General features: G+C 65.9%; 15 protein-coding genes and 1 tRNA gene. 6 read left to right on the forward strand and 10 right to left on the reverse strand.

The window, feature by feature from the left end:
- Positions 1 to 12 precede the first annotated feature (12 nt).
- Complete coding sequence (locus tag Q9Q79_RS19150; RefSeq protein WP_111197386.1) at positions 13 to 1092, forward strand: alpha/beta fold hydrolase; 1080 nt, start codon at positions 13 to 15, stop codon at positions 1090 to 1092.
- 53 nt (positions 1093 to 1145) lie between these two features.
- A complete protein-coding gene (locus tag Q9Q79_RS19155) occupies positions 1146 to 1817 on the forward strand; it encodes a VOC family protein (protein WP_012481510.1) in 672 nt (223 codons plus the stop codon).
- Between the two features lies 1 nt (position 1818).
- Here the strand turns inward: Q9Q79_RS19155 and Q9Q79_RS19160 are convergent, their stop codons facing one another.
- The 3 genes from Q9Q79_RS19160 to Q9Q79_RS19170 all read right to left on the reverse strand — a co-directional run bounded on the left by Q9Q79_RS19160 (position 1819) and on the right by Q9Q79_RS19170 (position 5565).
- Complete coding sequence (locus Q9Q79_RS19160) at positions 1819 to 3138, reverse strand: TPM domain-containing protein (protein WP_111197384.1); 1320 nt, start codon at positions 3136 to 3138, stop codon at positions 1819 to 1821.
- 2 nt (positions 3139 to 3140) lie between these two features.
- Complete coding sequence (locus tag Q9Q79_RS19165; protein WP_201861665.1) at positions 3141 to 4979, reverse strand: M3 family metallopeptidase; 1839 nt, start codon at positions 4977 to 4979, stop codon at positions 3141 to 3143.
- A gap of 73 nt (positions 4980 to 5052) precedes the next feature.
- A complete protein-coding gene (locus tag Q9Q79_RS19170; protein ID WP_111197378.1) occupies positions 5053 to 5565 on the reverse strand; it encodes a hypothetical protein in 513 nt (170 codons plus the stop codon).
- Between the two features lie 82 nt (positions 5566 to 5647).
- Between Q9Q79_RS19170 and Q9Q79_RS19175 the strand changes: the two genes are divergently transcribed.
- Complete coding sequence (locus Q9Q79_RS19175; RefSeq protein ID WP_111197376.1) at positions 5648 to 6274, forward strand: YiiX/YebB-like N1pC/P60 family cysteine hydrolase; 627 nt, start codon at positions 5648 to 5650, stop codon at positions 6272 to 6274.
- Between the two features lie 51 nt (positions 6275 to 6325).
- Here Q9Q79_RS19175 and Q9Q79_RS19180 read toward each other — a convergent pair whose 3' ends face one another.
- The 3 genes from Q9Q79_RS19180 to ubiA form a co-directional block, all read right to left on the reverse strand.
- The gene (locus Q9Q79_RS19180; protein WP_005414774.1) at positions 6326 to 6490 is read right to left on the reverse strand and encodes a hypothetical protein; all 165 of its coding nucleotides are present in this window, start codon (positions 6488 to 6490) and stop codon (positions 6326 to 6328) included.
- 273 nt (positions 6491 to 6763) lie between these two features.
- Positions 6764 to 8188, reverse strand: a complete 1425-nt coding sequence (locus Q9Q79_RS19185; protein WP_005411492.1) for a TIGR00366 family protein — start codon at positions 8186 to 8188, stop codon at positions 6764 to 6766.
- Between the two features lie 374 nt (positions 8189 to 8562).
- Positions 8563 to 9456 (reverse strand): 4-hydroxybenzoate octaprenyltransferase, encoded by an 894-nt coding sequence (ubiA, locus tag Q9Q79_RS19190; protein WP_005411493.1) that lies wholly within the window; start codon positions 9454 to 9456, stop codon positions 8563 to 8565.
- Between the two features lie 149 nt (positions 9457 to 9605).
- Here ubiA and Q9Q79_RS19195 point away from each other — a divergent pair.
- A tRNA-Arg gene (locus Q9Q79_RS19195) sits at positions 9606 to 9682 on the forward strand.
- 1515 nt (positions 9683 to 11197) lie between these two features.
- Here the strand turns inward: Q9Q79_RS19195 and Q9Q79_RS19200 are convergent.
- The 4 genes from Q9Q79_RS19200 to Q9Q79_RS19215 all read right to left on the reverse strand — a co-directional run bounded on the left by Q9Q79_RS19200 (position 11198) and on the right by Q9Q79_RS19215 (position 24070).
- Entirely contained in the window at positions 11198 to 15868 is a 4671-nt protein-coding gene (locus Q9Q79_RS19200) for an RHS repeat-associated core domain-containing protein (RefSeq protein ID WP_111687800.1), read from the reverse strand.
- A gap of 312 nt (positions 15869 to 16180) precedes the next feature.
- Complete coding sequence (locus Q9Q79_RS19205) at positions 16181 to 17536, reverse strand: Gfo/Idh/MocA family oxidoreductase (RefSeq protein ID WP_005411496.1); 1356 nt, start codon at positions 17534 to 17536, stop codon at positions 16181 to 16183.
- Positions 17537 to 17601: 65 nt separating this feature from the next.
- Positions 17602 to 20577: a TonB-dependent receptor gene (locus Q9Q79_RS19210; protein ID WP_138970013.1), complete on the reverse strand. Its 2976-nt coding sequence runs from the start codon at positions 20575 to 20577 to the stop codon at positions 17602 to 17604.
- A gap of 133 nt (positions 20578 to 20710) precedes the next feature.
- On the reverse strand, positions 20711 to 24070 hold the full coding sequence (locus tag Q9Q79_RS19215) for a TIM-barrel domain-containing protein (RefSeq protein ID WP_201861663.1): 3360 nt from the start codon (positions 24068 to 24070) through the stop codon (positions 20711 to 20713).
- A gap of 322 nt (positions 24071 to 24392) precedes the next feature.
- Between Q9Q79_RS19215 and Q9Q79_RS19220 the strand changes: the two genes are divergently transcribed.
- Together Q9Q79_RS19220 and Q9Q79_RS19225 are read left to right on the forward strand one after the other, a co-directional pair.
- On the forward strand, positions 24393 to 25547 hold the full coding sequence (locus tag Q9Q79_RS19220; protein WP_111197366.1) for an SIS domain-containing protein: 1155 nt from the start codon (positions 24393 to 24395) through the stop codon (positions 25545 to 25547).
- On the forward strand, positions 25540 to 26478 hold the full coding sequence (locus Q9Q79_RS19225; RefSeq protein WP_059035748.1) for an ROK family protein: 939 nt from the start codon (positions 25540 to 25542) through the stop codon (positions 26476 to 26478). Before Q9Q79_RS19220 ends, Q9Q79_RS19225 begins: the two co-directional genes overlap by 8 nt.

Genomic DNA, 26478 nt, shown 5'->3' on the forward strand with positions numbered 1-26478 from the left:
AAGGAACTGAAGATGCGCATGATGGCCGCTGTGCTGGGAATGATCCTCATGGTCTCCACTGCCATCGCCGAGGGCAGCGAGACGCAGGCGGCCGGCGAGCGCCACGGCGCCACCACGGTGGCCAGCGCGGCTGTACGCGATGAGCAGCACCACGACGCGCTGCGCTACACGGTCTGGTACCCAGCGCTGGCCGGCAGCCGGGAAACCGCCCTGACCATCGGCCCGCCCGACGCACCGCTGTTCGAGGTCGGACGCGCAGCGGTGGATGCTCCCGTCGCGGGGGCTCGCCTGCCGACGCTGCTGCTGTCGCACGGTAACGGCGGCAGCGCACGCATGATGGGCTGGTTGGGCACGGCGCTGGCGCGGGACGGTTATCTGGTGATCGCGGTCGATCATCCCGGCAACAACGGTGCCGACGAGATGACGCTGGCCGGCAGCGTGCTGAGCTGGCTGCGCGCGGATGATCTGCGCGCTGCGTTGGCCGCCGTGCAGGCCGATCCGATCCTGGGCCCGCATGTCGATCCAGAGCGGCTGGGCGTGGTCGGCTTCTCGGCCGGTGGCTACACCGCGCTGCTGGCAGCCGGTGCACGGCCCAGCCTGCAGCGACTGCTGGCCTTCTGCACCGCGCACCCGGATGACGGCGTCTGCCAACCGCAACAGGAGGCGGCCACGCACACGATGCAGGCGCGCCGGGCCGCTGCGGCTTCGCCCGCGCTTGCCCCTTGGATCGCCGAGGCTGACGCACAGCGCGCGATTCCCGGCGTGCGTGCCGTGTTCCTGCTGGCACCCGCCATCGTGCAGGCGTTCGCGCCCGCGCAGCTGTCCGCGTTGCGGCAGCCGGTATCGATCATGTTGGGGGCCGCAGACACCGTCGCGCCACCGGAGACCAATGGTGAGGCCGCACAGGCGCAGATTCCGCGCGCAACGCTGCAACGCCTGCCGGACGTGGGTCACTACGACTTCCTGGCGGCCTGTACCGCTGTCGGCGGGCAGAGGCTGCCCGGACTGTGCAACACGTCGGTTCCCAGGGCGAAAACCCACCGGCAGGCGGTGGATGCAGCCACGCGATTCTTCGCCGACGCACTGCGCTAGTAGCCGCCGGATGCGGCCCGGCGCTACAGTGATCGCGTCCACGGAGAACGATCATGCGCCTGCTGCACCTCACCCTGCCGGTCTCCGATGTCGGCGCCGTCGCTGCGTATTTTCACGATGTCCTGCAGCAACGCGTGATCGGCCCCCATGTGCACATCGGCTGGAGCACGATCGAACTGCAGCCCGCTGAAGGACGTCCGCTCGGAGGCGTGCACCTGGCCTTCAACGTACCGGACAACCGCTTCGGCGAGGCAATGACCTGGCTGCGCGAACGCACGCCACTGCAGCGCAATCCAGCAGGGCTGGATTACTTCGCGCTGGAAAGCAGCTGGCAATCGCAGTCGGTGTACTTCACTGGCCCCGATGGCTTGATCCTGGAACTGATCGGCCGCCGCCGCTTGCCCGACAGTACGCATCAGGGCGCCTTCCACGGCAGCGAACTGACCTGCCTGAGCGAGGTCGGCCTGCCCAGCCACGATGTCGATGCCGTGCGCGAACAGTCCAGTATGCGATTCGGCCTGCAACCGATCAGCCCGCCTTCGGCGCAGTTCGCGCCGATGGGCGACGACGAAGGCCTGCTGATCGTGGTTGCTGCGGACCGGCGCTGGTTCCCCGAGCAGAAGGACCTGCCCAATGCGCAGGGGCTGTTGCTGCAGGTCGGCGACGTGGCCGGCCCGGGCGTTGTGGAGGACGCTGCACTCGGCTGGCGTGTGCAGGCGACCTGATCTACCAGCTGCCCGACGCGCCGCCTCCGCCGCTGCGGCCGCCGCCTCCGGACCAGCTGCTGGAGCTGCTCGACGACGAACTGCTGGATGACGAACTGGACGCGCTGCGGTGGCCGCCGGATGATCTGCGGCTACCGCGTGCCTTCTCACCTGGCAGCATGGTGAAGATCCAGGTGAAGTACAGCACGAGCGTGCCGGCACTCCACCCGATCGTCGTGGCGAGGCGCGCAACCGGGCCGGCGCGATCGATGGCCAGCAGTGCGAAGAGCACGTAGCCCGCAGTCAGCAGCAACAGTACTGCGCACCTCACCCCGAAGCTGCTGCGGTCCTTGTGCCAGCGCGCGCGGCACGCCTGTACGAGGAAAAACACCAGCATGGCCATGATGCCTACCGCCAGGTCCAGCGACGTGTGCAAGGCCAGACTGGGTGGCAACTGGCCACGCACCACCATCACCACGAAGAACCCCGAACTGACCCCGAGCATGCCGAGCAGCACCACGCGCACACCGCGGCTACGGCGCCAGCACCAGCCAAGCAGGCTCGCCACCGGTACGCACAACGCCAACACGATGCAGAGCGCTGCCAGTGCCTGGCGTGGCGCCCACATGGCCGCCGCCAGCAGGCCCGCGGCCACCACGGCCGTCACCAGCAGCGGGCGGGCCCAGGCCGGCAATCGCTCCGGGTGCGCCTGCGCCGAGGGCGGCGAGCGCCACAGACCCGCAAGGAAGCCGGCCAGCAGCGTCAGTGCAACCACCGAGTCTGCGCTGCGCCAATCGGCCGGCAGCACGTTGCGCATCGATGGTTCTTCCGATGCCGGTAGGTCCTCGCCATCGATCAGCGCCACTATGATCTTCGTTCCGTCCAGCACGCCCTGGTCAAGGTCGCCATCGCGGAAGCGCGGCACGATCGCCTTGTCGATGATGCGGGCGGCGTAGGCATCGGGTATCGCGCCCTCCACGCCGTAACCGGTCTGGATGCGTACACGGCGGTCCTGCACGGCCACAAGCAGCAGCACGCCATCGTCAACACCTTCGCGGCCCAGCTGCCACTGGTCGAACACCCGCTGTGCGTAAGCTTCGATGCCTTCGTCGCCAACATGGTTGACTACCATCACCTGCAGCTGCGCGCCGGTGCGCGCCTGCAACTGGAATGCCTGCGTGCGCAGTTTGTCGCGGGTATCCGCCGAAAGTGCGTTGGCGGCGTCCACCACCGGATCGTCCAGCGCAGGGACGGCAGCACCGGCCATCACCACCCTCGGCAACAGGCACAACAGCATCAACAGCCATGCCGTGGCCCAGGTGCACGTCATCCTGCGCAGCATCTTCACGTTCCCTGCCCTGCCTCGATCCGCGCATGCAGCGCCTGCAGCTGTGCCGCCGTCTGGTTGAACACCTGCAGATCGGCATCCACCAGGGCCGCCCAGTCAGGCGCGTGCCCCAGCAGTTGCGCCACCTGCTCGTTCGGCGCGCGATCGAAGCCCTCGCCAAGCACGGCAAGATAGCGCGCACGGAACCCTTCGGGATCGCGCTGGTCCTGCACATACAGCTGCACGGCCAGCAGACCCGCATACAGGTAGTTCACCAGATAGTTCGGGTCTTCATACATCAGGCGCTTGCCGATCCAGGCGTTGCGCAGCTGCGGGTAGCGCTCCGGTTGCTGGCCGAAGCGTGCGAGCACCCGCCCGGTCAGCGCGTCCAGGTCATCGGCGGTGCCCAGCGTGCCGGCGGCAACACCCTGGTAGATCGACTGCTCCAGCTGCGCTTCCTCTGAAGAGGTGAACAGCTGCAGCACCATGTCGTCCAGCAGCGACTTCAGGTAATAGGCTTTGGCACGCGGGTCCTGTGCCTGCTGGTACAGCTGGTCGCGGAAGCGCAGCTCGTTGTAGATCGCGAACGCCTCGGTCAGCCACTGGCTGCCATTGCGCTGCAGCGGCGACGCATGACCCCGCTGCATCCACTCGCCATGCACGGCATGGCCAGCTTCATGGGCGATCTCGACATCGCTTTCCAGGTCCCCGCTGCGGACACCAACGAACAGCATTGCCGGCACACCGGGAGCGCTCACGGAGAACGCGTCCTGGCTGCGGTCACCGCGTTCGGTGGCCAGATCCATGCGGTGGCTGGCCGGATCGAGCAGCGCGCGCAGTTCAGCCACGTACGCCGGGCCCAGGTGCTGCATGGCATCGGCGGCGTTGTCGCGCAGCTGCGCCAGCGTCAGCATCGGTGGCGTGTAGCCGGCATCGGGCACCGTGGTATCCCAGATCTGCGGCGCATCGATGCCCGATCGCGCAGCGTGGTGCAGCAGCATCTCCTGGTAGGCGCGGCGGTCTCCCGCATGCTGTTCGATCGCCACCAGCGTTGCATCCACTGCGGCAGTATCCAGGCCCATGCGCTGATAGCCATGTGCCGGCGCCGAGCCGTCGCCCTGCAGGCGTGCGGCAGCGTCATTCACCTGCACGAGCCCCAGCAGCACCGACGCCATCGGCTCACGGCGCGATTGCAGGCCTTGCCAGTAGCCCTTCCAGCCCGCCTCGCGCAGGGCGCGGTCGGGCTGCCGGGCCAGTGCCTGCCTGTCGCGCCCCGTGTCCCAGTGCCGGCCGCCGTGCTCGATCTGCGGGTACTCGGCGCTGCGCAGGATCTGCTCACGCAGGCGCGCGAAGCTGTCCAGCGCCGGATCGGCCAGTGCCTCCACGGCCTCATCCAGCGCGGCGTTGGCCGGGGCGGCGGCCTCCTTCAACGCGCGTGCGCGCAGGAAGCCATAGGGTGCTGCCCATGGCGCATCCGCGGGCGCCTCGCGCAGAGCGGCGCGGCCGCTGCGGGCAATGCGGCTGCACAGCCCCATCACCTGGTCCAGCGCCTGGGCCGGACGCTGATCACGCGCATTGCGGGCGGCCTGCAGGTGCAGGTAGCTGTGATGGCGTAGGCACTGCGCCTCCAGTGCCTCGGCCTGCCGGAAGCTTTCCGCGGGTGCAACGGTGGACGCCTGCTGCAGAGCCTCGACGCGCTTGCCCAGTGCGTCACGCGCGGTCTGTTCGGCGGTGGCATTGGCGAAGTAGGCGCGGTCATCGGCATGCACCGACTGTGCCTGGGCGCCGCTGAGGGAGGCTATCGCCAGCACAGCTGCGATGGCGGTGGTGGTGGCGTGCTTCCTGAAAGCCTGCATCGGCGTCTCCCTGCCTGGACCAGGGATCGAGCCTAGCAGTCACTGGCCCGCCGCGCCTGTGCCGGATCAGGTTTCAGATCGACTCGTCCTCACGCTTGACCAGTGTCCAACACGGCGTCTGCGCAAAGGTGTAGGTCTGCTGGTCGCTGCTGTCCGGCATACGGATCTGCACCTGCCGCTGCCCATCGGCCAGGGGGCTGATCTGTATTTCGCGGCCCTGGCCGGCCAGCGCAGCAGGATCAGGCATCACCGGCCACTCCACATCGGCCAGCGCCAACCGGCTCTCCACCTTGCGCGGTTCCGGCTCGGCCTCCGCATCGATGTAGCTGTCCAGCAGCGGGTCGGCAGTGGCCTTTTCCTGCAGCGCGATCTCATTGCCGAAATGCTTCAGGAATGTATCGAATTCCGGGTGGGGGCATTCACTGCGTGCAGCCACAGGTGTGGGCTCGGCGGCAGTGATCGCCGGCGCCGCTGCGGCAGGCCCGGCTTCGCCCGCTGTCTGCGGCGGCTGCGGCGCAGGCGTGCAGGCAACCAGCACCACGCCACAGGCGAGCATCAGCAGTGCGGCAGAACGGTATCGACACATGGGCTCATCCTGAATCCGGTCCGGTCGCTCCATGCTACCGCGCGCCCTACAATTCCGGCATTCCGCCTGTCCGAGAGTCCTCATGCATCGCCTCCTGCTCCTGATCGGCCTGCTGCTGCCCGCCCTGTGGCCAGCGGTGGCGATGGCCGTCGATGTCCACGAAGGCGATCTGCTGTTTGTCACCGCCGGCCGCAGCGGCCTCAGTGCGGCCATCGACGATGCCACCGGCAAGCAGGGCGCGCCCAGCTTCGATCACGTCGCCCTGGTCGCTTCCACGCCGAAGGGCTGGGAGGTATTGCATGCGGACGAGAAAGGATCGCGCCGGCAATCGCTGGTCGAGTTCCGCCAGGAGGCGCGCGCCAAGCAGCGGCAGATCGTGGTCTATCGCCTGCATGCGCCGCAGCAGGCGGCCATCAAGGATGCGGTCGCCACCGCGCGCACGATGCTGGGCAAGCCGTACAACACGTCGTATGTGTTGAGCGAGGACAGCTACTACTGCTCGGACTTCATCGAACGCGCCTTCCGTGCGCAGCACGTGTTCGCATTGCAGCCGATGAACTTCCGCAACCCGCAGACCGGGGAGATCGCCCAGCACTGGGTGGATCTGTACCGCGGCATGGGCATGGACGTACCGCAGGATCAGCCCGGCACCAATCCGAACGACATGTCGGCAGCGCCGGTGCTGCAGCGTGTCGGCGTGCTGGAATAAGCAAAGCCCCGCACGGGGCGGGGCTTTGCATCACCGGAGCTGGTGGCGAGGTCACTCTTCCTCGTCCTGCCCACCCTGCTGCTGGTTGCGCTGGTTGCGCTGCTGCTGTTCCTGCTGCTGTTGCTGCTGCTGGTCGCGGCCACGACCCTGCTGCTGATCCTGCTGGTTCTGCTGGCCCTGCTGCTTCTGGTTCGGGTTCTGGTTCTGCTGTGCCATGTCCGATCTCCAAAGCCACTCGCGGAATGCGGTGGACGTGGCCATCGTCTGCAGCGAATGGTTAATCACGCGTGGGTGCGCGGCTACATCTGCGTGTACGCCTGTGAATGAACGCGCAGAAGCCCTTGTGGCACAAGCGGCTGAAGAATTCATGCGGGTTCGGCATGTGCTCATGCAGTGGTCAGCATGGCGCGCATTCATGGCGTTCTCAGCCGGAAACACGCGCGGAAGGAGGCTGGCTTCCCAACTCACGCAGGCAAGCCAGCCCAGCATTCAGGGCATCACCGGCGGCACATAGGCCAGGGTCATGCCCAGCAGCCACAGCAGGCCCAGCACCAGCGGGATGTGCACCAGCAGCTGGATGAAGGTGAAGCCCACGATGTCGCGTGCCTTCAGGCCCAGTACGCCCAGCAGCGGCAGCATCCAGAACGGATTGATCAGGTTCGGCAGCGCTTCGGCCGCGTTGTAGACCTGCACCGCCCAGCCCAGGTGTGCCTTCAGTTCGTTGGCGGCCTGCATCACGTACGGCGCCTCGATGATCCACTTCCCACCACCGGAGGGCACGAAGAAGCCCAGCACCGCCGAGTAGACGCCCATCACCAGCGCGAAGGTATCGGTGCTGGCCACGTGCACGAACAGGCTCGACAGCCGGTGCGCCAGTGTCTGCCCGTCGCCACCGGCAGCGTGGGTGAGGATCATCGCGATGCCACCGTACAGCGGGAACTGGATCAGCACGCCGGTGGTGCTGGGCACCGCCTTGGCCACCGCGTTGAGGAAGCTGCGCGGCCGCCAGTGCAGCAGCAGGCCCAGCGAAATGAACAGGAAGTTGTAGGTGTTGAGGTTGGCGATGGCGGTGACCACCGGCTTGTTGGCGAACTCGTTGAACAGCCAGCCGAACGCCAGCAGCGAGAGCAGCACGGTCAGCAGCGGGCTGTACTCCAGCCATTCGCCCGGGCGCGTGCGGCGCTGCAACGGCTCCGGCTCGGCCTGCGCGGCGCCGGGGAAGTCTTCAGCGGTACGGGCACTGCCGGCGGCCGGTGCGGTCAACCAGGCGATCAGCAGCGAGACCAGGATCAGCACCGCGGTCAGTGCGATCGACTGCCACAGGAAGATGGTTTCGGTGAACGGCAGGACGCCGGTGATCTCGACCAGGCCCGGCGGCATGCTGGCCGGATTGGCCTGCAGCTGTGCGGCCGAGGAACTCAACCCCATCGCCCACACCGCCCCCAGGCCGAGATACGCCGACGCACCGGCCGCGCGGTAGTCCATGCGCAGTTCGGTACGGCGGGCCAGCGCGCGCACCAGCAGGCCACCGAACACCAGCGAGAAGCCCCAGCTGAGCAGCGAGGCCAGCATGCTGACCAGCCCCACGTACACCACCGCACCACGGCCGGTGCGCGGCACACGGGCGAGGAAATCGATGAAGCGTGCGACCACCGGCGCGGTCGCCACGGCGTAGCCACCGATGACCACGAAGGCCATCTGCATGGTGAAGGGAATCAGGCTCCAGAAGCCGTCGCCGAAGGCACTGGCGGTGGCCTGCGGGGTCGAGCCGAAGCCCATCGCGGCCAGCGCGACGATGACCACGCCCAGCACCGCGAACACATACGCATCGGGGAACCACTTTTCCGCCCAGGCGGCCGAGCGCAGCGCTGCGCGCGCCATCCAGCCGTCCTGTACTGCTGCCGTCGAGGCCATCGCCTACCCTCCCAGGTTCGATGGATCGATTCTGGGCGGTGGGATGCGGCCTGTCAGCCACCTATTGGTCGTAGGTCGCCGAGGAGGGTAGTGCCGGCCGCTGGCCGGCAACCTCGCGATCGCACACGGGTGCAGCCGGCCAGCGGCCGGCTCTACCAGATCCAAGCATCATCGCAGGTGGTGGAAGGCGGTAGTGCCGGCCGCTGGCCGGCAACCTCGGAATCGCGCACGAGTGCAGCCGGCCAGCGGCCGGCTCTACCAGATCCAAGCATCATCGCAGGTGGTGGAAGGCGGTAGTGCCGGCCGCTGGCCGGCAACCGCAGGATCGCGCACGGGTGCAGCCGGCCAGCGGCCGGCACTACCTCACCTTGGGCTCAACGCAGTGCCAGATCCACGGCGATGCCGGCAAACAGCGCGGCACCCACCCAGTTGTTGTGCAGGAACGCCTTGAAGCAGGGGCCGCGCTCGCGGTTGCGGCAGATCCAGAACTCGTACACCACCAGCGCGGTAGCCACGGCCACGCCGGCCAGGTAGTACCCACCCAGCCCGCCACGCACGCCGACCAGCGCCATGGTGGCCAGGAACAGCGCGTACAGCACGCCCTGGATGACCAGGTCGAGGTCGCCGAACAGGATCGCGGTGGAGTGCGAGCCCATCTTCAGGTCGTCCTCGCGGTCGACCATGGCGTACCAGGTGTCGTAGGCGGTGGACCACAGGATGTTGCCGGCGTACAGCAGCCAACCCAGCATCGGCACCTCGCCCTGCACGGCGGCGAAGGCCATCGGGATGCCCCAGCCGAACGACATGCCCAGGTAGACCTGTGGCAGATGGGTGTAGCGCTTCAGGTACGGGTAGCTGGCGGCCAGGAACACGCCGATGAAACTCAGGCCGATGGTCAGCCCGTTCAGGGTCAGCACCAGGCCGAAGGCCACCAGCATCAGCACGGCGAACAACGCCAGCGCGGCGCGTCCGCTGATCGCGCCGGTGGCCAGCGGACGCGCCTTGGTCCGCTCCACGTGCGGGTCGAGCCAGCGGTCGGCGTAGTCGTTGATGACGCAACCGGCCGAGCGGGTCAGCCACACGCCGGCGGTGAACACGAACAGCGTCCACAGCGGCGGCAGGCCGCCGGCAGCCAGCCACAACGCCCACCAGGTGGGCCACAGCAGCAGCAACGTGCCGATCGGGCGATCAGCACGCATCAGACTCCAGTAATGCCGCCAACGCGGCGTCGCCGGCGACTGCGGCGAAGTGAGGGGGGTATCAGCCATGGCGATAGGATACTCCTGCCCCTCCGGCAGGGCTTTGCCGGTGGGGGGAGATTTGTTCGACGAAACTGGATAGAATGCCGGTCCCGCACCGCCTCATGGCGCTGCGACGCCCGCCCCGGCACTGGCCGACGGCGCGGCGGTTCTACAACGCGCCCGTAGCTCAGCCGGATAGAGTAGTGGCTTCCGAAGCCATTGGTCGGGGGTTCGAATCCCTCCGGGCGCGCCATCTTCCCCTGTGTTGCCTGCACGCCGCCAGCCCGCGCTGGACGTTGCCGCGTGCTTCATCAACCCATGCACCATTACGCCACTTGCTGCGCTTCGTCACCACCCTCGACCATGGCGCACGCGCGCTCAGCGTCACCCCGCCAAGCCACTGCCCGCCACCCGCCATCGGCTGTGGTGCCGCTGTTCGAACAAGATGACCGTGCGCCGGTACTGAATGGCGAGCTTGATGGCATCCTCCTTGGCCTATGGCTCGACACCGGCCCACGCAATTCCCTGAGCCTGAGCAGCCCGTTGGTGTGCATCTATGGACTGTTGGAGAAATACCACGCCAGTGAGGAAGCGGTGCTTGGATGGGGCGTGGTTGCCCCATGGGGGCGCGCGACCGACCCGGCTCGGCGATGCAGCGCATGGGCAGCATCGAGGTAACCGGCCTAACACGTGACCTACCCGGCACTGACAACGGAACGCTGGCCCTGGCCGACTACGGTGCGATCCTGGGCGGGAGTGCGCTGCGGTGCTTCTCCACGGGCATCGAGTATCACGGGCATCGAGTATGACGCCAAACGTCCTTATCTGGTGCCAAACGCTGAAAGTACGCGGGCCGATGCCTTCGATCGCAGCGGGCTGTGGCTGCAGGCCGAAGACGATACTTACACCGAAACCCGAGGCAGCGCGGCTCAGTCGTGCACAGGATACTTGGATGCTACTGCACTGACTGCCGTCGCGGTCTGACCAGGGGGCGAGGATACCGGGAGAGCACGGCGTTCAGTTGAGTATGGGTACTGATTGCTTCCTGTTGAGTCCCTTGGCCCCACCAGTGTTCTCGTCCAGTGAGAGCTGCCGCACGCCACACGCCCCCCGTGACCTAGTCGGATACCGAGCTAGTGGGCGGACCGGGTGGCTGCGCTGTGGCCTGCTGATTAAAGCAGGCCCGATGCGGATGTTATGGAACACACGCCGCACATGCGGCGTGTGCTACCGAACAATGGCGATCATGGAGGTAGCGTTCGAGAAGAATCAGCTCGGGTCCGACGCACGGGATGCTAGGGCAGACGGAGCAAACGTAGAGACCCGATGTGGATGGGGCTAGTTCTCCCATAGATGTGTCTTCTTGACCCGCCATACTCCTTCCTCTTTTCTCAAGAACACATCTGCGTTCTTTCCTGTCGGAGGGAATCCGATTTCCATGAAAGCAGCATCGTCATCAAAGTACAACTTCTCAATGGCAATGAATGGCGAAGTGCGATCATATGACGACGACTTTACGAACTGAAATCTCCCGCCGTTGGCTTCGCACAACGGCAATGAAGATGACGATTCATCGCCATCCCATAGAACGTTTATCCGTGAAGATCCCCATCCATCTCCTCCGTATGCAGAAAGCGCTGAATCCGAGGATGCCGCCTGGATGATTGCCACCGGATCATGACTACACGGAGCACCTCTTTCACTGGATGACTTTGCGCATCCAAATAGGGTAAATGCAATTATCAAGCACAAGCCAACGCGAAAGAGGTTAGTGTGAAGCAGGCCTTCTGATCCCATAGACATACTCTTCATAGCTCCAACCCTCCTCGCCCTTGTACTGATTTTTGTTCCAGAAATACTCCGAGAAGTGAACCAACTCGTGCTCCAGTGTTCTTTCCAGCTTCTGCAGGAGTTCTGGGCTTCGGTCACCCGATTCGAAGCGGTCAAAATAGGTCTCATGAATAAATATCTCACCCGAGCCAGGCGCGTAACTACCATCGTCATGCCTCATGTATTTTGGCGTAATGACTGGCCCATCGCATTTCGATAGAAGCTGATCAAGATGCCCCTGTCCGATGTTTCCGTATCGCTGGAATCCATCATATTTGCGACTGGTCATTCGATCTTTCGTTCCATTCAAGAATTCCGTCGTCGCGGGGTACTTCTTGCTGACCCACGAGTGATAGCGGAGAAGTCCTAATGGATCGACAAAGTCTAACGGATCATTTCCTGTGTACGCGTAGATTGAAGCTCCGCCTCTCAAACCGATCGGATCACTCTGCGAGTACCGCCCCACCGCCGGGTCGTATTCCCGCTGGTAGTTGTAGAACAACCCACTCGCATCCGTGGCCTGCTGGCCCGGGAATCGCAGCGCCAGCTCGAGCGCCACACCATCCCCATCCGGGTCGGCACTCGGAATCTGGTTGCCGAACACCTCGCTCTTGTTGCTCCACTCCCAGATCGCGACATTCCGTACCGGATCGATCACCACGCGCGGTGTGCCCAGATGATCTGGTTGGACGTAGGCAAGTTCCGGCACGCCGGTGCCCGGCACGTTGATCAGCGCCACCGGGTAGTTATCCAGCCAGATGGCCTGCTGTTGCGCCTGCCCCGTGGCCGAGTAGTTGCCCAGCCACTGCCCGGCCTCATCGTACAGCGTGATCTGAGCTGCGCCACCGGCTGGAGTACGCAGCACGCGCTCGCCGCGATGGTTGTAACCGTAGCTTTCCAGCACGGCATCGCCCTGCTTCACCGCGTTCATGCGGTTGGCATCGCTGTAGGTGAAGGTCTTGCTGCCGATGCTGGTGGTATTGCCCGCTGCGTCATGGGTGCGCGCTTCGCCATCCACCGCAGTCAGGCGATGGCTGGTTGCGGGGTAGGTGTAGCTGGCGGTGCCTGCCGAGGTGGTCAGCGCGGTGCGATTGCCGGTGGCGTCGTAGGCATAGGTTTCAATCGGCGTGCCGGTCGCGCCGTCTTGGGTCTGGGTCAGGCGGCCCAGCGTGTCGTAGGCGTACTTGGCCAGCACCGTCGGACCTGCGCCGTTCTTCAGCTCGGTGATCGAACCGACCGGGTCGTAGCCGTAGCCCAGCGACAGACCGCCCGCAGCCGGGTCGTGCACCGCCTGCGGGCGATAGTCCAAGTCCAGCGGACGCTGCAGCTGCCGCCCATTGCCATAGGCCCAGCCGGTGGCCGGGCCGAAGGCCGCATAGGTCACGTTGTTCACCACGATCTGGCGCGCCTGGCCGGGGCGGGTGAGGCCGATCTGGCTGATGCGGCCCTGGGTATCGCGCACGTAGTCGGCCACGCTGCCGTCGGGGTAGGTCAACGCGGTCAAGCGACCCGACTTGCTGTAGGCATAGCGCAGGGTGGTGGCCACACCATTGACGGTCTGCACCTTGCGGGTGACCTGGCCGAAACGGTCATGGCAGTACTGGGTGCTGCCATTGGCGTGCAGCACCTGCCCCAGGTGGCCCTTGGCGAAGCGCTCGTCGGCGGCACAGGCGGCCGGCGCCACGTCATAGCTGTAGCCCACGTCTAGATTGGGGTCCGGATAGGCGATGCCGATCAGGCGGTTGAGCGCATCGTAGTGATAGGTGGCGGTGACGCCGCGCGCATCGGTGGCGGTCTTGCGGTTGCCGGCGGCGTCCACGGTGAAGCTGCTGGCGCCACTGTCCGGGCTGACCTGGCCGGTCAGATCACCGAAACCGTTGTAGGCGTAGGTGGTATGCAGGCCCTTCGGGTCGGTGACCCGGGTGACCTGGTCCAGCGCGTTGTACTGGCTGCGGATCTCCGCCGCCACGCCGCCGACATCCTGCAGGGTCTGCGCCAGGCGGTTGAGCGGGTCGTACTGCTGGCTGGTCACGCGCTGCAGTGCGTCGGTGATCGTCTGCGGGTTGCCGTTGGCATCGTAGGCAAAGCCGGTGGCGTGGTTGCCCGCATCCTTCAGCGCGGTCAGCTGGCCAAGCGTGTTGAACGTCCGCGCCAGGGTGCGACGCAGCGTGCCGCCAGTATCCAGCGTGTCTTCCTTGAGGCGGTTGCCGGCATTGTCCAGCGTGTAGTGGATGGTGTTGCCAGCGCTGTCGGCGATATCCGTCAGCCGCTGCGCGGCGTCGTAGACGTAGGTGACGCTGCTGCCGTCGGGCTCGGTGACCTGCTGCACTTGGCCGGTCGGCCAGTAGCTGATCTGGGTAGCCCGGTCCTCGGCTGTGGTGGCACCGCGCACGGTGATCGAGGTCGGCCAGCCGCGGGGATGGTAGGTGTAATCAGTTACCACGCCGTTGGCGTCCTTGACCGACAACGGCCGCCCGAACGCGTCGTAGGCCAAGGTCTCGACCGTCTGGCCCAGCGCATTGGTCACGCTGCGCAGGTCGCCCTTGCGATAGCTGCAGGCACCATTGGCCGCGCATCCCGCGTCATCCGCGGTGTAGTAGGCATAGGTGGAGACATCCGCCACATCACTACGCGGGCCATCCACGCTACGCAGCAGTCCCATCAGCGGGCACTCCGGGCCCTCTGCCTCACAGTAGGTCTGCGTGGTGACGCGGGTGTCACCGGTCACCATGTCGCGCACGGCGATGGTGGTCGGCTGGAGGCGTGCATTGCGCACGATGCGGATCTCACGGTTACCGACGGTCTGCTGCACCAGCCGATTGCTGTCCATGGCCACGCGCATTTCGCTGACGCGCTGGTCCGGAGTACCGGCCGCTTCGGTGGTGGTGGTCACGCTGATGGCGCCTGTGGCAGCATCGCTGGCCTCGGAATAGGCATACTGGGTGACAACGCCTCGGCGATCGGTCACCGACTGCAGCCGGCGCCGGAAATCGGTGCCCTCGGGCAGATAGGTGCGACTGATGCTGCCGTTGCTCTCGGTGACGCCGTTGACCTTGCGCGGAAGGCCGCTGGCGCCGCTGGCGGTCAATGCGTAGGTGCTCTGCTTGCCCAGTGCGTCGGTGACGATCGTGGTGCCTGCCAGGGTGTACTCCAGGCGCACGCCATCAATGCCCACGTCGGCCTGACTGCAATCGCCGGAATGGCGGCTGCAGGTGACCCGCCCCTTGGCGTCGTAGCCGTACCAGCTGTAACGCTGGTTGCCCTCGGCGGTAATGCCGGTCAGGTAGCCCGGGAAGCGGGCGTCCTCATAGTGATACGTGCGGCTGGCACCGTCTGCGTAGGTCGCACTGATCAATTCCCCGGCCGGGGAATAGGCGTAGCTCACCACGGGCTGGCCGGCGATCACCAGGGCCGAGATCAGCGAATCGTCACCCGGCGCGAGATACTGGACGTCCACGCGCCGGCCGGTTGAATGGGTGATGCTGAGCAGGCGGCCATGGCTGTCGCGTGCATAGGTTAGCGAGGTTCCGTCTTCGAAATCGCGGCGCTGCATAAGGCCGCCGGCATCGAACTGAATGCGCTCCTGAGCCCGCGACAACAACCATAGGCTCCCCTGTTGAGCCACGCGGTCCCCACTGCCATCCATTGCCTCATACACCGCTCCCACCTTCTTGAAGGCGAGCTGGCCACCCTCAGCGTCAATCAAACCCACCTGGACTTCCGAACTCGGCGGATAGCCCGTGTCATCAATGCCGAGCGTCAGGTGAATATTGTGCGAGTGCGTCCAACCTTGGCCAATGGCTCCGCCGCTGGTGCTGGTCAAGGAATGATACTGGCGATCGAAGCGGACCCACCCGAAATCAAGGTCCGCTTCCGGCTGAGACTTGTCGCCGGTGGTAGGGTCGCATGGATTACCGACTTTGCACTCCTGCGGCGGCAGCGGAGAAGTCCAGTAGGCCAGCAGCATTGCCATGTTTGGGTCGTCCTGCTGGATCAGGGCGCACATGCCCAGGTTATCGTCCCACATCATCATGGGGCGATTCATGCATTTTGCGGTTCTACTCCGAGATGCATTTTGCCAGAAGACCGTCTGCCTGCAGGAATTAATGCCCTCGAAATAAGTGTTCTTAGCGAATTTGTAGCGCTTGCTTTCGTTGATGACGCTACCGTCATCTCCCACTCCAAGCCCGCCAACCTCCTCCCAGGCCTCTTCAGTCATGACGGTGGCAGCGCACCGCGGATCGCTCGCATTCTTCGACAGGAACATGCTGCGGACGGCATCCTCCGTGGCGTACTTCTGATGGTTCTGCTCATACACCCAATCCGTGGTGACGATCTTCTCGGGCTTGACGCGATAGTCATAGATCGTCTTGTTAGGAAGGGCCCTCTGGCGCTTGACCTCCCAAACGAAAGGCTTATCGACCTCATACTCGGCGAAGAAGGCCCGTATGTCTTTCTGGACAGCCGCCTCTGTGGAACGGGGCTCTCCCATCGAGAAGTAGCTTTCCCATTTCTTCTCGATCTCCTGCGCCTGCACGCTGGACGTCGAGCACGCCAGCACGAACAGCGCCAGACTGATGAGCGAAGTGCCAGAGTTTGCCTTCAACATCCCTGTTCTCCTTCCTGGACGGACACAGCGCCGGCGGGAACGAGAACGTGGGGCAGCAGCCTCTTCACGTCATGCTTCGGATCGTCCCTGGTCCGGAATGCGGCGTGGCCGCATGGGGACGTTATCTCCGATGTGGTTTACACATTCAAGTCAAAAACTGTGGAATGAGTCGAATTTCAGAACTTTCTGATGCAGGGGGGGCGTGTCGGAAATGCAGCCAAGCGTGGGCTCGGCTCAACAAGGCGAATGCCCCAGAAACAGAAACGCCGGGCATCGCCCGGCGTTTCCGTCACCGCATGGAAGGGGTAAATCTCAGTACTTCCCATCAAACGCAAAGATCGGCTTGCGCTGCTTCCACGCGCCGGCAGTAAAGTCCGGGAACTCCAGCGTCTGGAAACTGTTGGCAATCGACTGCTCGCTCAACGGAGTGATCGCGCTCCAGGTCACTGCGTCGTAGATGTCGATCGGCATCGGCGCCTTGGCCTTCAGCGCTTCAACAAAGGCATGGATGACGAACCAGTCCATGCCACCGTGGCCGGCGCTGGCGGCGGTGTCGGCGTTCTGCTTCCACAGCGGGTGCTCGTACTCGTCCTGGTACTTCTTGAACTCTTCCCACTGGTGCGGCGGGCTGCGGCCTTCGATGTGGATCGAATGGTTCACGTCCATCCACAGGCCCTTGGTGCCCTGCACGCGGAAGCCCATCGAGTACGGGCGCGGCAGCGAAGTGTCGTGCTGCAGCAGGATGGTCTCGCCGTTCTCGCAGGCCAGCGTGGTGGTGACGATGTCGCCCAGCTTGAACTTCACCTTGGTGCTGGGGTGGGTGGTGCCACCACTCTTGGCAACGGTGTACTCATGCAGGCCACGCGCCTTGGTCGCGAAGGCGTTGATGTGGGTGAAGCGGTTGCCACGGTTGATGCCGGTGTACATCGCGCACGGGCCGATGCCGTGGCTGGGGTACAGCTCGCCGTTGCGTTCCACCGAATGCTCGGTGCGCCAGCGTGCTTCGCTCCAGCCCTTGGGGCCGAATTCCACGCCGCTGTCGTAGGGCTGGTTCGGGTCGCCGGAATTGAACTTCACCCCGCGCAGGTCATGCTGGTAGCCGGCCTGCAGATGCACCAGCTCGCCGAACAGGCCCTGGCGCACCATCTGCAGCGCGGCCATCACGTCGCGGCGGTAGCAGACGTTCTCCAGCAGCATGTAAGGGGTACCGGTGCTCAGCTGGGTCTTCAGCACGTCCCAGTGGTCCTGCAGGGTGATGCCGGCCACCACTTCGCAGCCCACGGCCACGCCGGCCTGCATGGCGGCGATCGCCATCGGTGCGTGGTACTCCCACGGCGTGGCGATGATCACGCCATCGATGCCCTTCTGCTCCAGCAGGCGCTTCCAGGCATTGGTGTCGCGATCCTGTCCGTAGGTCTTCGGTGCCGGCTTGCCGGCCTTGGCCACCATGTCCATGGCGCGACCGAGCATGATCGGTTCGATGTCGCACAGCGCGACCACCTCGACATCGTCGCGGCGCACCAGCTCCTTCAGCAGCACAAGGCCACGCATGCCGGTACCGATCATGGCCAGGCGCACCTTGCGCCCGCGTGCCCACGCCGGGGTCTGCGGCAGCAGGCTGCTGGCGGCGACAGCGGCACTGGCCGCGATGAATTCCCTACGCTTCATGGCAAACATCTCTCCTCTTGGCAGCGAGCCGGCCGTAGCCGGCCCGCCGGGTCACGCAAACGGAATTACTTGAAACGGTAGCCGATGGTCACACTGTAACCACGACCGAAGATGGTGGCGTAGTCACTGGAGTCACCCAGGAAGCTGTTCGGATCGTAGAACGGCAGGCGGTTGAACAGGTTCTTGACGGTGATGCTCAGGTTCCACGCGTCATCCGGGCGCCAGGTGACGCTCATGTTGGCAGTCCACCACGACGGCGCACCATCGCACTTGCTCTTCTGCAGGGCCAGGTAGCCGCCGGTGCAGGTTTCCTTGTTGTTGCTCACCTCATCAACCTGGTCGGTGGCCCACTTGGTGCCGCCCACGTAGTTGACGAACATGCTGGTGGTGACCTGCTTGTAGGTCCAGTCGGCATTGAGCGTGGCACGCAGGCGCGGGTTGTTGTAGTAGCCGACCACGTCGCCGTAGTACCAGCCGTTCTCCGCGTCCATGTAGAAGCGGTTGCGGTTGGCGATGGTGGCGGCCAGGCCGATATTCAGGTTGCCCCAGTCGCCCAGCGAGAAGCGGCTGCGCGCATCGATGTCGAAGCCGTCGATCAGGGTCTTGCCACGGTTCTTGTACTGGCCCACCACGCTGGCCACGTTGCCGGCCGAATAGCCCGGCAGCACCGACGGGCAGCTCACGCCACTGGCCGGGTCGGCACACATGGCCGCCAGCTGCGCCAGGTTGGCGCGGTCGCTGTCGGTGATCGGCGAGCGCGACATCGAGATGATGTCTTCCATGCGGCGATAGTCCGGCGCGACGATTTCGTTGTTGCGGTAGATGAACCAGTAGTCGGCCGACACCGACAGCCAGCTCGCCGGCTCGTAGACGAAGCCGAGGGTGGCGATCTTCGCCTTCTCCGGCTTCAGGTCCTTGTTCGGCTGGGTCATGCGCGCAACGGTGCGGCTGCAGTCGACGTTCAGCATGTTCTTGCCCAGGTCGACATCACCCGGCCGCTGCGACTTCAGCAACAGGTTGGCGATGGCGTTGGTCTCGTTGCAGCGCAGCTCGTCGCGGAAGCCGCCCAGCTGGGCGAACACGCCGCCATTGCCGGACTCGGCCAGGCTCGGTGCACGGAAGCCGGTGGAGTAGGTACCGCGCAGCATCAGCTGGTCGAACGCCTGGTACTTGAAGCCGATCTTCGGTGCCACGTTGGCACTGAAGTTCGGGTACTTGTCCACGCGCACCGCCGCATCCAGTTCCAGCTTGTCGGTGATCGGCGCCACGGTTTCGGCGAACAGCGCGTAGGTGTTGCGCTTGCCGTCGAACCAGGAACCGCCCTGCTGGGTGATCAGACCGTTGGCGGCGTCGGCGTTGCCCGGAGTGTAGAAGGTTTCGCGGCTGGCGTTGAAGCCGAATGCCGCACGCATCTCACCGGCCGGCAGCTGGAACAGCGGGCCTTCGATCTTGCCGTCGAGGGTGTGCAGGCGGGTCCACGACTGGATGTCGAAGGTCGGGAACGCTTCACGGATCAGCGCGGCGTTGGCTTCGCTGATCTCGCCGAACTTGTACGCCGGATGGTCGGAGATGATCACGCGGCCGGTGCCCGGATCGATCGTGTACGGGCCGAAGGCCTTCTCGAAGCCCTTGGTGTTGACGTTGATCGTCTGGTAGGTGGTGGAGTGGGTGCCGGCGCTGGCGAACGCGGTTTCCCAGTTCCAGTCGCCCCGGTTGCCACGCGCACCGGCCAGCACGCGGTAGCTCTTGTCGGTATTGCGCTGGCCGAAATAGTTCGGGCCGGCATCCTGCAGCAGGTAATTCAGGCCGACCACACCGCCCATCATCGCCTTCATCTGCGGGCTGGCGTGGTTGTACTCGTTGTTCGGGCCCAGGAACGGGTACAGGAACTGGTTGACGGTGTTGCCGGTATTGCGCGAGAACCAGCTGGTCGGGTTGCCGGTGGTGGTGCCGTAGGTGCGCGGCGTGCCGCCGTTGGCGCGCAGGTCGATGTCGGTGTAGGTCGCCTCGGCGAAGATCTCGGTGCTGTCACCGACCAGGAAGGTGCCGTTGAGGTAGGCGGTGTTGCGCTCGGACTTGGCACCGGCGTCGATCTCGTTGTTCATCCAGGTTTCCCAGACGCAACGCGGACCGGCCGCTTCACTGGTCAGCACGTTCCTGCAACCCGGCGCAGCTTCCTGCACACGGCGGCCGGTGACTGGATCGAAGGCGAAATAAGTGCCCGGATTGAATTCACCCGGCTTGCTGCCCACGCCCAGGCGCAGGTTGTTGAGGTAGTTCGGATTGTTGACGTAGTACTGGTCGGGCCGCTTGTCGTAGAAATCGCTCAGCGGGATCGCGTCGCGGCGGTACATGTTCACCGCGCCGTAGATGTTGAAGCGGTTCTCGGCCAGGTCACCGAAGCCGGCGGTGATGCTGGCCTGGCGTTCGCCGTAGGAGTCGATGCGCGAAGAGGTGTCGTTGGTGAAGCTGACCTCGGCCCCCTGGAAGTTGCGCTTGGTGATCACGTTGATCACGCCGGCCACCGCGTCGGTGCCGTACACCGCCGAGGCGCCGTCGGTCAGCACTTCCATGCGCTCGATGGCCGCGGCCGGGATCGCGTCGATGTTGACGAACTGGGTCTGGAAGCCGGCCGGTGCACCGTAGTACGACAGGCGGCGACCGTTCAGCAGCACCAGCGTGCCCTGGGCACCGAGGCCACGCAGATTGGCCTGCGAGGCACCATCGGAACCGGTGAACAGCGAACGCGCGTCCTGCTGCGCCGGGCGGGCGGCCGGCAGATTGTCGAGCACCTGCAGCAGCGTGCGCGCACCCATGTTCTGGATGTCCTGCTTGCTGATCACCTGCACCGGCGAGGCGGTTTCCACGTCGGTGCGGCGGATGTTGGAACCGGTGACCTCGATGCGGGCCAGGTCGGTGGCCTTGTCCTTGCTCTCCTGGGCGAAGGCAGGAACGGCGACCGACAGCAGCACGCCGGCGATGGCCAGCGACAGCGGAGCGATCGAACGACAGGGGGGGCGGTGGTGGCGGGCGGGCAACATCGGGGTTCTCTCCTGGCAGGGGTGCAGCGCAATAAGTGAGCGCGTGGGCGTTCGGCGGGCAAAACGCTCCCGGGCCACGGCCACGAGGGCCGTAGTCGGAATGGGCGGGGGGAGGAGCGGTGTTACGAGGGGGTCATGGGGCGACGATGCTGGCGGAGTCGCCCTCCTGGCCGATCAGTACGGCATTGGCCCAGTTGGCGCAGACCTGGGCGGGTTGACTGCCCTGCGCACCCAGCGTGCGCAGGCTCAGGGTGGAAAGGCCTCGGATGTCCAGCTCCGGCTTGACCACGCCGGGTGCCTTCACCAGGCCGCTGTCATACAACAGGTGGTCGTCACCCCAGACCTGGAACTGCAGGCCACCGGCGGTGCGGCAGGCGTCGTCGATGCCGAGGTCGGCACGCAGCAGGTGCCAGCCGCCCTGCAGGCGCAGGTCGATGCGGCTGTTGGCGCCGACGCCCAGGCCACGGCGGAACTGCAGGCCGTTCATGCGCATGCCGGCGTCGCCACGGAAGGACTGGTCGGTGCGCACCTGGCTGGCCAGCGCGGCCGGCACCGGCAGCTCGGAGAGATAGCGCTGCCGGGCCGGTCGCTCCGGTTCCTGGTGTTCGAGGATGTGGAAGGTGGACAAGGCGATCGGGCCGACGTCGCGTGGCTGCAGTGCATCGAATGCGCGGGCGCTGCCCTGTGCGGCGGTGACCATCGGGTCGGTGCTGCTGGCGCCGTCGCCTTCGGGGTTCTGCACGCTCAGCACGCGGAAGCGCAGCAGGCGCCCGGCATGGGCCGGGAACGCGATGCGCTGCACGCCCTCCTTCAACTGCAGGCGGCCACGTGCGATCGGCTCGCCCCACTCGCCATTGCTGTCGCCCAGGTACACCTCGTAGTCGCGCACCTGGCCGTGCTTCCAGTTCTTGTCGTTGCGCGGCGCGATGTCGATGCCGTCGATCATCCTGCGCTCGCCGAAGCCGATCACCCACTCATGCGCACCGGTGCGCACGGCCTGGTTGCGCACACTGCGGAACCAGGTGGCCGGATCGTCGTCGAAGGCATTTTCCAGCGCATGGCCAGGCTCTTCGGCCGGGCGGTTGACCACCAGCAGGCTGTCGGCCGGCAGTTCGCGGCCCAGCACCGGCGCAGCCGGATAGGCATCGTCGGCGGCCGCAGCGGCCACCGCGAAGTCCAGCTGCAGCTGCAGCGGCTGGCGGATGTCCCGGGTAGCGGTACGCACGTGCAGCGTGCCACGGCGCTCCTTGGCATCGAAGTACCAGCCTTCAGCCGCACCGTTGAACGCCGCCGCATCGGCCAACACCGGCAACGCGCGGCCACCGGCCTGCACCGCACGCGGTGCCTGGCGGCTGAGCACGCGCAGGCCATAACGGCGCTGCGCCAGCTGGCCGTTGTACTGGCCCTGCACCGGATCGATCTGCACCTGCACCGGGCCACTGCCCTGCGCCGGCGCCTGCACGCGGATTACCTGCGTGCTCGACTCACCCTGCTGGTAGCGGCGCGTGTTGCCATCGTCTTCGTACAGCGTGTACTGCGACTCGCCCTGCGGGTACAGGTCGAACGTCACTTCATCCAGCGGCTTCTCGCCGTCGAACAGCATCGAGGGGTACATCGGCAGGATCGCACCGGCACGCACGAACACCGGCAGCGTGGCCAGGTCCACCTGGCGGTCGAGCTGGCGGCCGTCGGCGCCGGCCTGCACGCGGCGGCCATCCCAGTAGTCGATCCAGCCGCCGGCCGGCAGGTGGATGTCGCGGCGCCAGCCACGGCTGGCGGCCTGGCTGCGGTACACCGGCGCCACCAGCAGGTCCCGGCCAAGCAGGAACTGGTACTTGTAGGTTTCATCCTGCGCATACGGGTCGCGCGGGTTGTCCCACATCAGGCCGCGCACCGGCGGTGCACCGGTCTGCGCGGCCTCGTGCACCAGCCCGTACATGTACGGGGTCAGGCGCATCTTCAACTTCAGGTAATCGCGGTTGATGCTGCGATAGGGCTCGTCGTACCACCACGGGTGCTTGCGTGCGTTCGACGACCAGCCGCTCATGCCCATCAGCACCGGGGTGAAGGCTTTCCACTGCAGGTCGCGGGTGAAGGTTTCGGCGCTGCCGCCGAAGATCGCATCCACATCGCCACTGGCGTAGGCCATGCCGGACAGGCCCGAACCGACCAGGGTCGGCACGTGCCAGCGGATGTAATCCCAGCTGCTGCTCTGGTCGCCGGTCCACGCTACGGCGTAGCGCTGGATGCCGGCCCAGCCCATCACCGTCCACAGGAACGGGCGCGAATCGGAATTGTCGAGGATGCCGTTGAACGCCTGGCGGTTGGCGTCCATCGCGAACTGGTAGCCCTTGCCGGTCCAGGCCACGTCCAGCTTCTGCACGCGGCTGCCGGCCTTGCCCACTTCCCAGGCGATCTTGTCGACGCCGTTCTCGGTCCACAGACCGGTGCGGAAGCCGTACTTGGCCAAGCCCTGCACGGTTTCCGGCAGCTTCTTGTAACCGCAGCCGTAGCCATCGTTGGGCAGGATCCAGCCACCGGGCATGTCGTGGGCGCGGTACTGCTTGGCCACCGAGTCGATCACATCCGGCGTGGTGCCGGTCGGGCCGTCACTCCAGCCTTCGGGCACGGTGCCGGGCTTCTTGGCATTGTCACCGTCGTTGTAGCAATCGGCATCGCCGTAGGACAGCGCCCAGCGCGCGACCATGTTCGGGCGGCCGGTCAGCTGGGTGTAGCGCTCGATCAGTTTAGGCAGGTCGGCGCCGACGAAGTAATAGGCATCGAAGCGGTCTTCGCGGTGCAGCAGCGTGGCCTGGTCGGCCTCGCGCAGATCGTAGCTGCCATCGCTCCAGGTGTTGCGCAGCATGCCCCAGCCACGGCTGCTCAGCAGCATCGGTGCAGGGCTGGGGCGGTCGCCCTCTTCCCAGCCGCCGGAGTAGGACACGTCCAGCTCGCGGCCCTTGAACTGGTAACGGCCGTTCTGCTGGCCGCCACCGAAGTAGCCCTCATCGGCCTGCGAGGACAACACCTGCACGCTCTGCGTGGCATCCAGGTCCAGCGGCTGCAGTTCCTGCCACAGCGCGGTGGGCTGGCCGTTGTCCAGGCGTTCCAGGCGCATGCGCAGCGGCTGCCGCTGTACATGCAGGACCAGTGCATCGGTGCGCACGCGGATTTCCTGTGCGTCTTCTTCCAGCTGCGCCTTCACGTTCGCCTTGGGCTGCGGCAGCACGATCGGTGCGGCCTTGTCGCCGGCGCCGGTCAGCGTGCCGTTGCGGCCGGCCTGCACGCGGATGATGTCGGTGGCCGGCAGTTCGATGCGGATGCGCGCGCCCTTGTCGGTCTGCAGGTCCCAGCCCTGCACGCCGTCGCCGCTGGCGCTGGCGGCGACCGAACGCAGGTTGCCGACCGGCTCGGCCTGGGCCGGCATGGACGCCAGCATCAATGCCGGCAACAGGGCCAGCATCAGCGGCGAGCGACGAACGCAGTTTTCCACGCGGACTCCCAACCCGTTCACCGGGCGTTTCGAAAGCGATTGGGCCGACTCTAGGGCAGCGATTCGAAAGATGTCAACAAATTGAAAGGAAAAAGGAAGATATATTCCATTGAAACGAAAGTTGTTGCGCCGCAATACTTTGTGTAATCGCTTGCACACGCCTGTTAAGCATTGTGCGATACGGCATTTGGCGAATTCTTACGTTTTCCGACGTGCTCTGGGCAGAGCGAAGTCGGCGTCACATTTTCTTTCTTTTTACTTTCGCTATTTGACATTTCGAAAGAAAACGCAGATGGTGCGCTGGCCCAACTGGAACCTCCGAATGGACGTCACCCTGCTTTCCGATGTGTCCGCCTGGCAGCGCCTTGGCGGAGCCGATACCGCTACCGAAATCGCCCAGCAGCCTGCGCTGTGGGAAGCCCTTGCACAGGACCTGTCGCGTGCCCGCGACCGCCTGCAGGCCTTCCTCGGCGACAGCCTCAACGATCCCAACCAGCGCGTGCTGTTCACCGGCGCCGGCAGCTCCGGCTTCATCGCCGAAATGGTGGCCGACGCGATCAACGCGCAGTGGCCAGCCGATGTGCGCGTGGTGCACACCACCAGCCTGCTGACCCACCCGGCGCTGTACCTGCAGCGCGACCGCCCGACCCTACTGGTCTCGTTCGGCCGCAGCGGTTCCAGCCCGGAAAGCGTGGCGGCGGTTGACCGCGTGCGCAGCGACGTGAATGACGCGCGCTTCCTCGACATCACCTGCAACGCCGATGGCGAACTGGCCCGCCGTGGGGCCGGCCGTGCCGATACCTGCACCCTGCTGATGCCGTCGGCCAGCTGCGACCGCGCCTTCGCCATGACCAGCAGCCTGACCTGCATGCTGCTGGCCGCGCTGACCGTGTTCGATCGTTCGCCGTGGGATGCGCGCGTGGCGCGCCTGAAGCAGATCGCCGCGCTGGCCCGCGAAGGCCAGGCGCAGTGGGACGCACCGGTGGCGGCGCTGGCGCAGCGCCCGTTCAACCGCATCATCTACCTCGGCAGCGGCCCGCTGGAAGCGCTGGCACGCGAGTGCGCGCTGAAGGTGCTGGAACTGACCGCTGGCCGCGTGCTGGCGCTGGCCAACACCCCGCTGGGCTTCCGTCATGGGCCGAAGTCGACGCTGGATGGCAACACCCTGGTGGTGGTGCTGCGCAGCGTGCAGCCGCTGGCGCGCCGCTACGAACAGGACCTGCTGGAAGAACTGCGCCGCGACGGCGTGGCCGGCCAGGTGCTGGCGATCGGCCCGCATTCGGACATCGGCGCCGATGACGAATACACCCTCACCGTGCCGGCACTGGACGACCCGTGGCTGGCGCCGGTGTGGCTGGGCTTCGCGCAGCTGTTCGCGCTGCAGCGCTCGGCCGCGCTTGGCCTGACCCCGGACAACCCGTTCCCGGATGGCACCGTCAACCGCGTCGTCAAGGGCGTCACCATCCACCATGGCTGAGCTGATCGCCCACGCCTGCTACGGCATCGACATCGGCGGCACCAAGATCGAGCTGGTGGCGTGCGATGCGGCGATGCAGGTCACCTGGCGCCGCCGCGTGGCCACCCCACAGGGTGACTACGACGGCTTCCTGCAGGCGGTGGTGGCGCTGGTGGTCGAGGCGGACGCCGCCCTCGGTCGCAGCGATGCGGCCATCGGCATCGCCCTGCCCGGCGTGCGTGACCGCCGCAGCGGTCGCCAGCTCAGCGCGAACGTGCCTGCACTGACCGGCCAATGCGTGGCGCAGGATCTGCAGGCACGCCTGCAGCGCCCGCTCCACTTCGGCAACGATCTGCAGTGCTTTGCCCTGTCTGAAGCGCACGGCGGCGCGGCTGACGGCTACCCCAGCATGTTCGGCGCCATCCTCGGCACTGGTGCCGGCGGCGGCTTCTGCCTGCACGGCCGGCTGCTGTCCGGCTTCAACGGCCTAGCCGGCGAATGGGGCCACTGGAGCGTGCCCGGCCACCTGCTGCAGCGCCACGGCCTGCCGCTGCTGGACTGCGGCTGCGGCCTGCAGGGCTGCGTGGAGCGCTATGTGTCCGGCAGCGGTGTGGCGATGATCGAGCGCCACCTCGGTGGCAGCGCCGCTGACGCCAGCGCCGTGATCGCCCTGGCCGAAGCCGGCGATGCACGTGCGCGCAAGGCGTTGGACATCCACCGCGATCTGCTTGGCCACAGCCTGGCCGCGCTGGTGCTGGCGCTGGACCCGCACGTGATCGTGCTCGGCGGTGGTCTCTCGCAGTACGCGCCGCTGTACCAGCAGCTGCCGTCGGCCATCGCTGCCCATCTGTTCAACGGCGTGCAGGTACCGCCGATCGTGCCGCCGCGCTTCGGCGATGCCGGTGGCGCACGTGGTGCCGCCCTGCTCGCCTGCCAACCCTCGTTTTCCTGA

This window comes from Stenotrophomonas sp. a6, assembly GCF_030913325.1.
Lineage (GTDB): Bacteria > Pseudomonadota > Gammaproteobacteria > Xanthomonadales > Xanthomonadaceae > Stenotrophomonas > Stenotrophomonas maltophilia.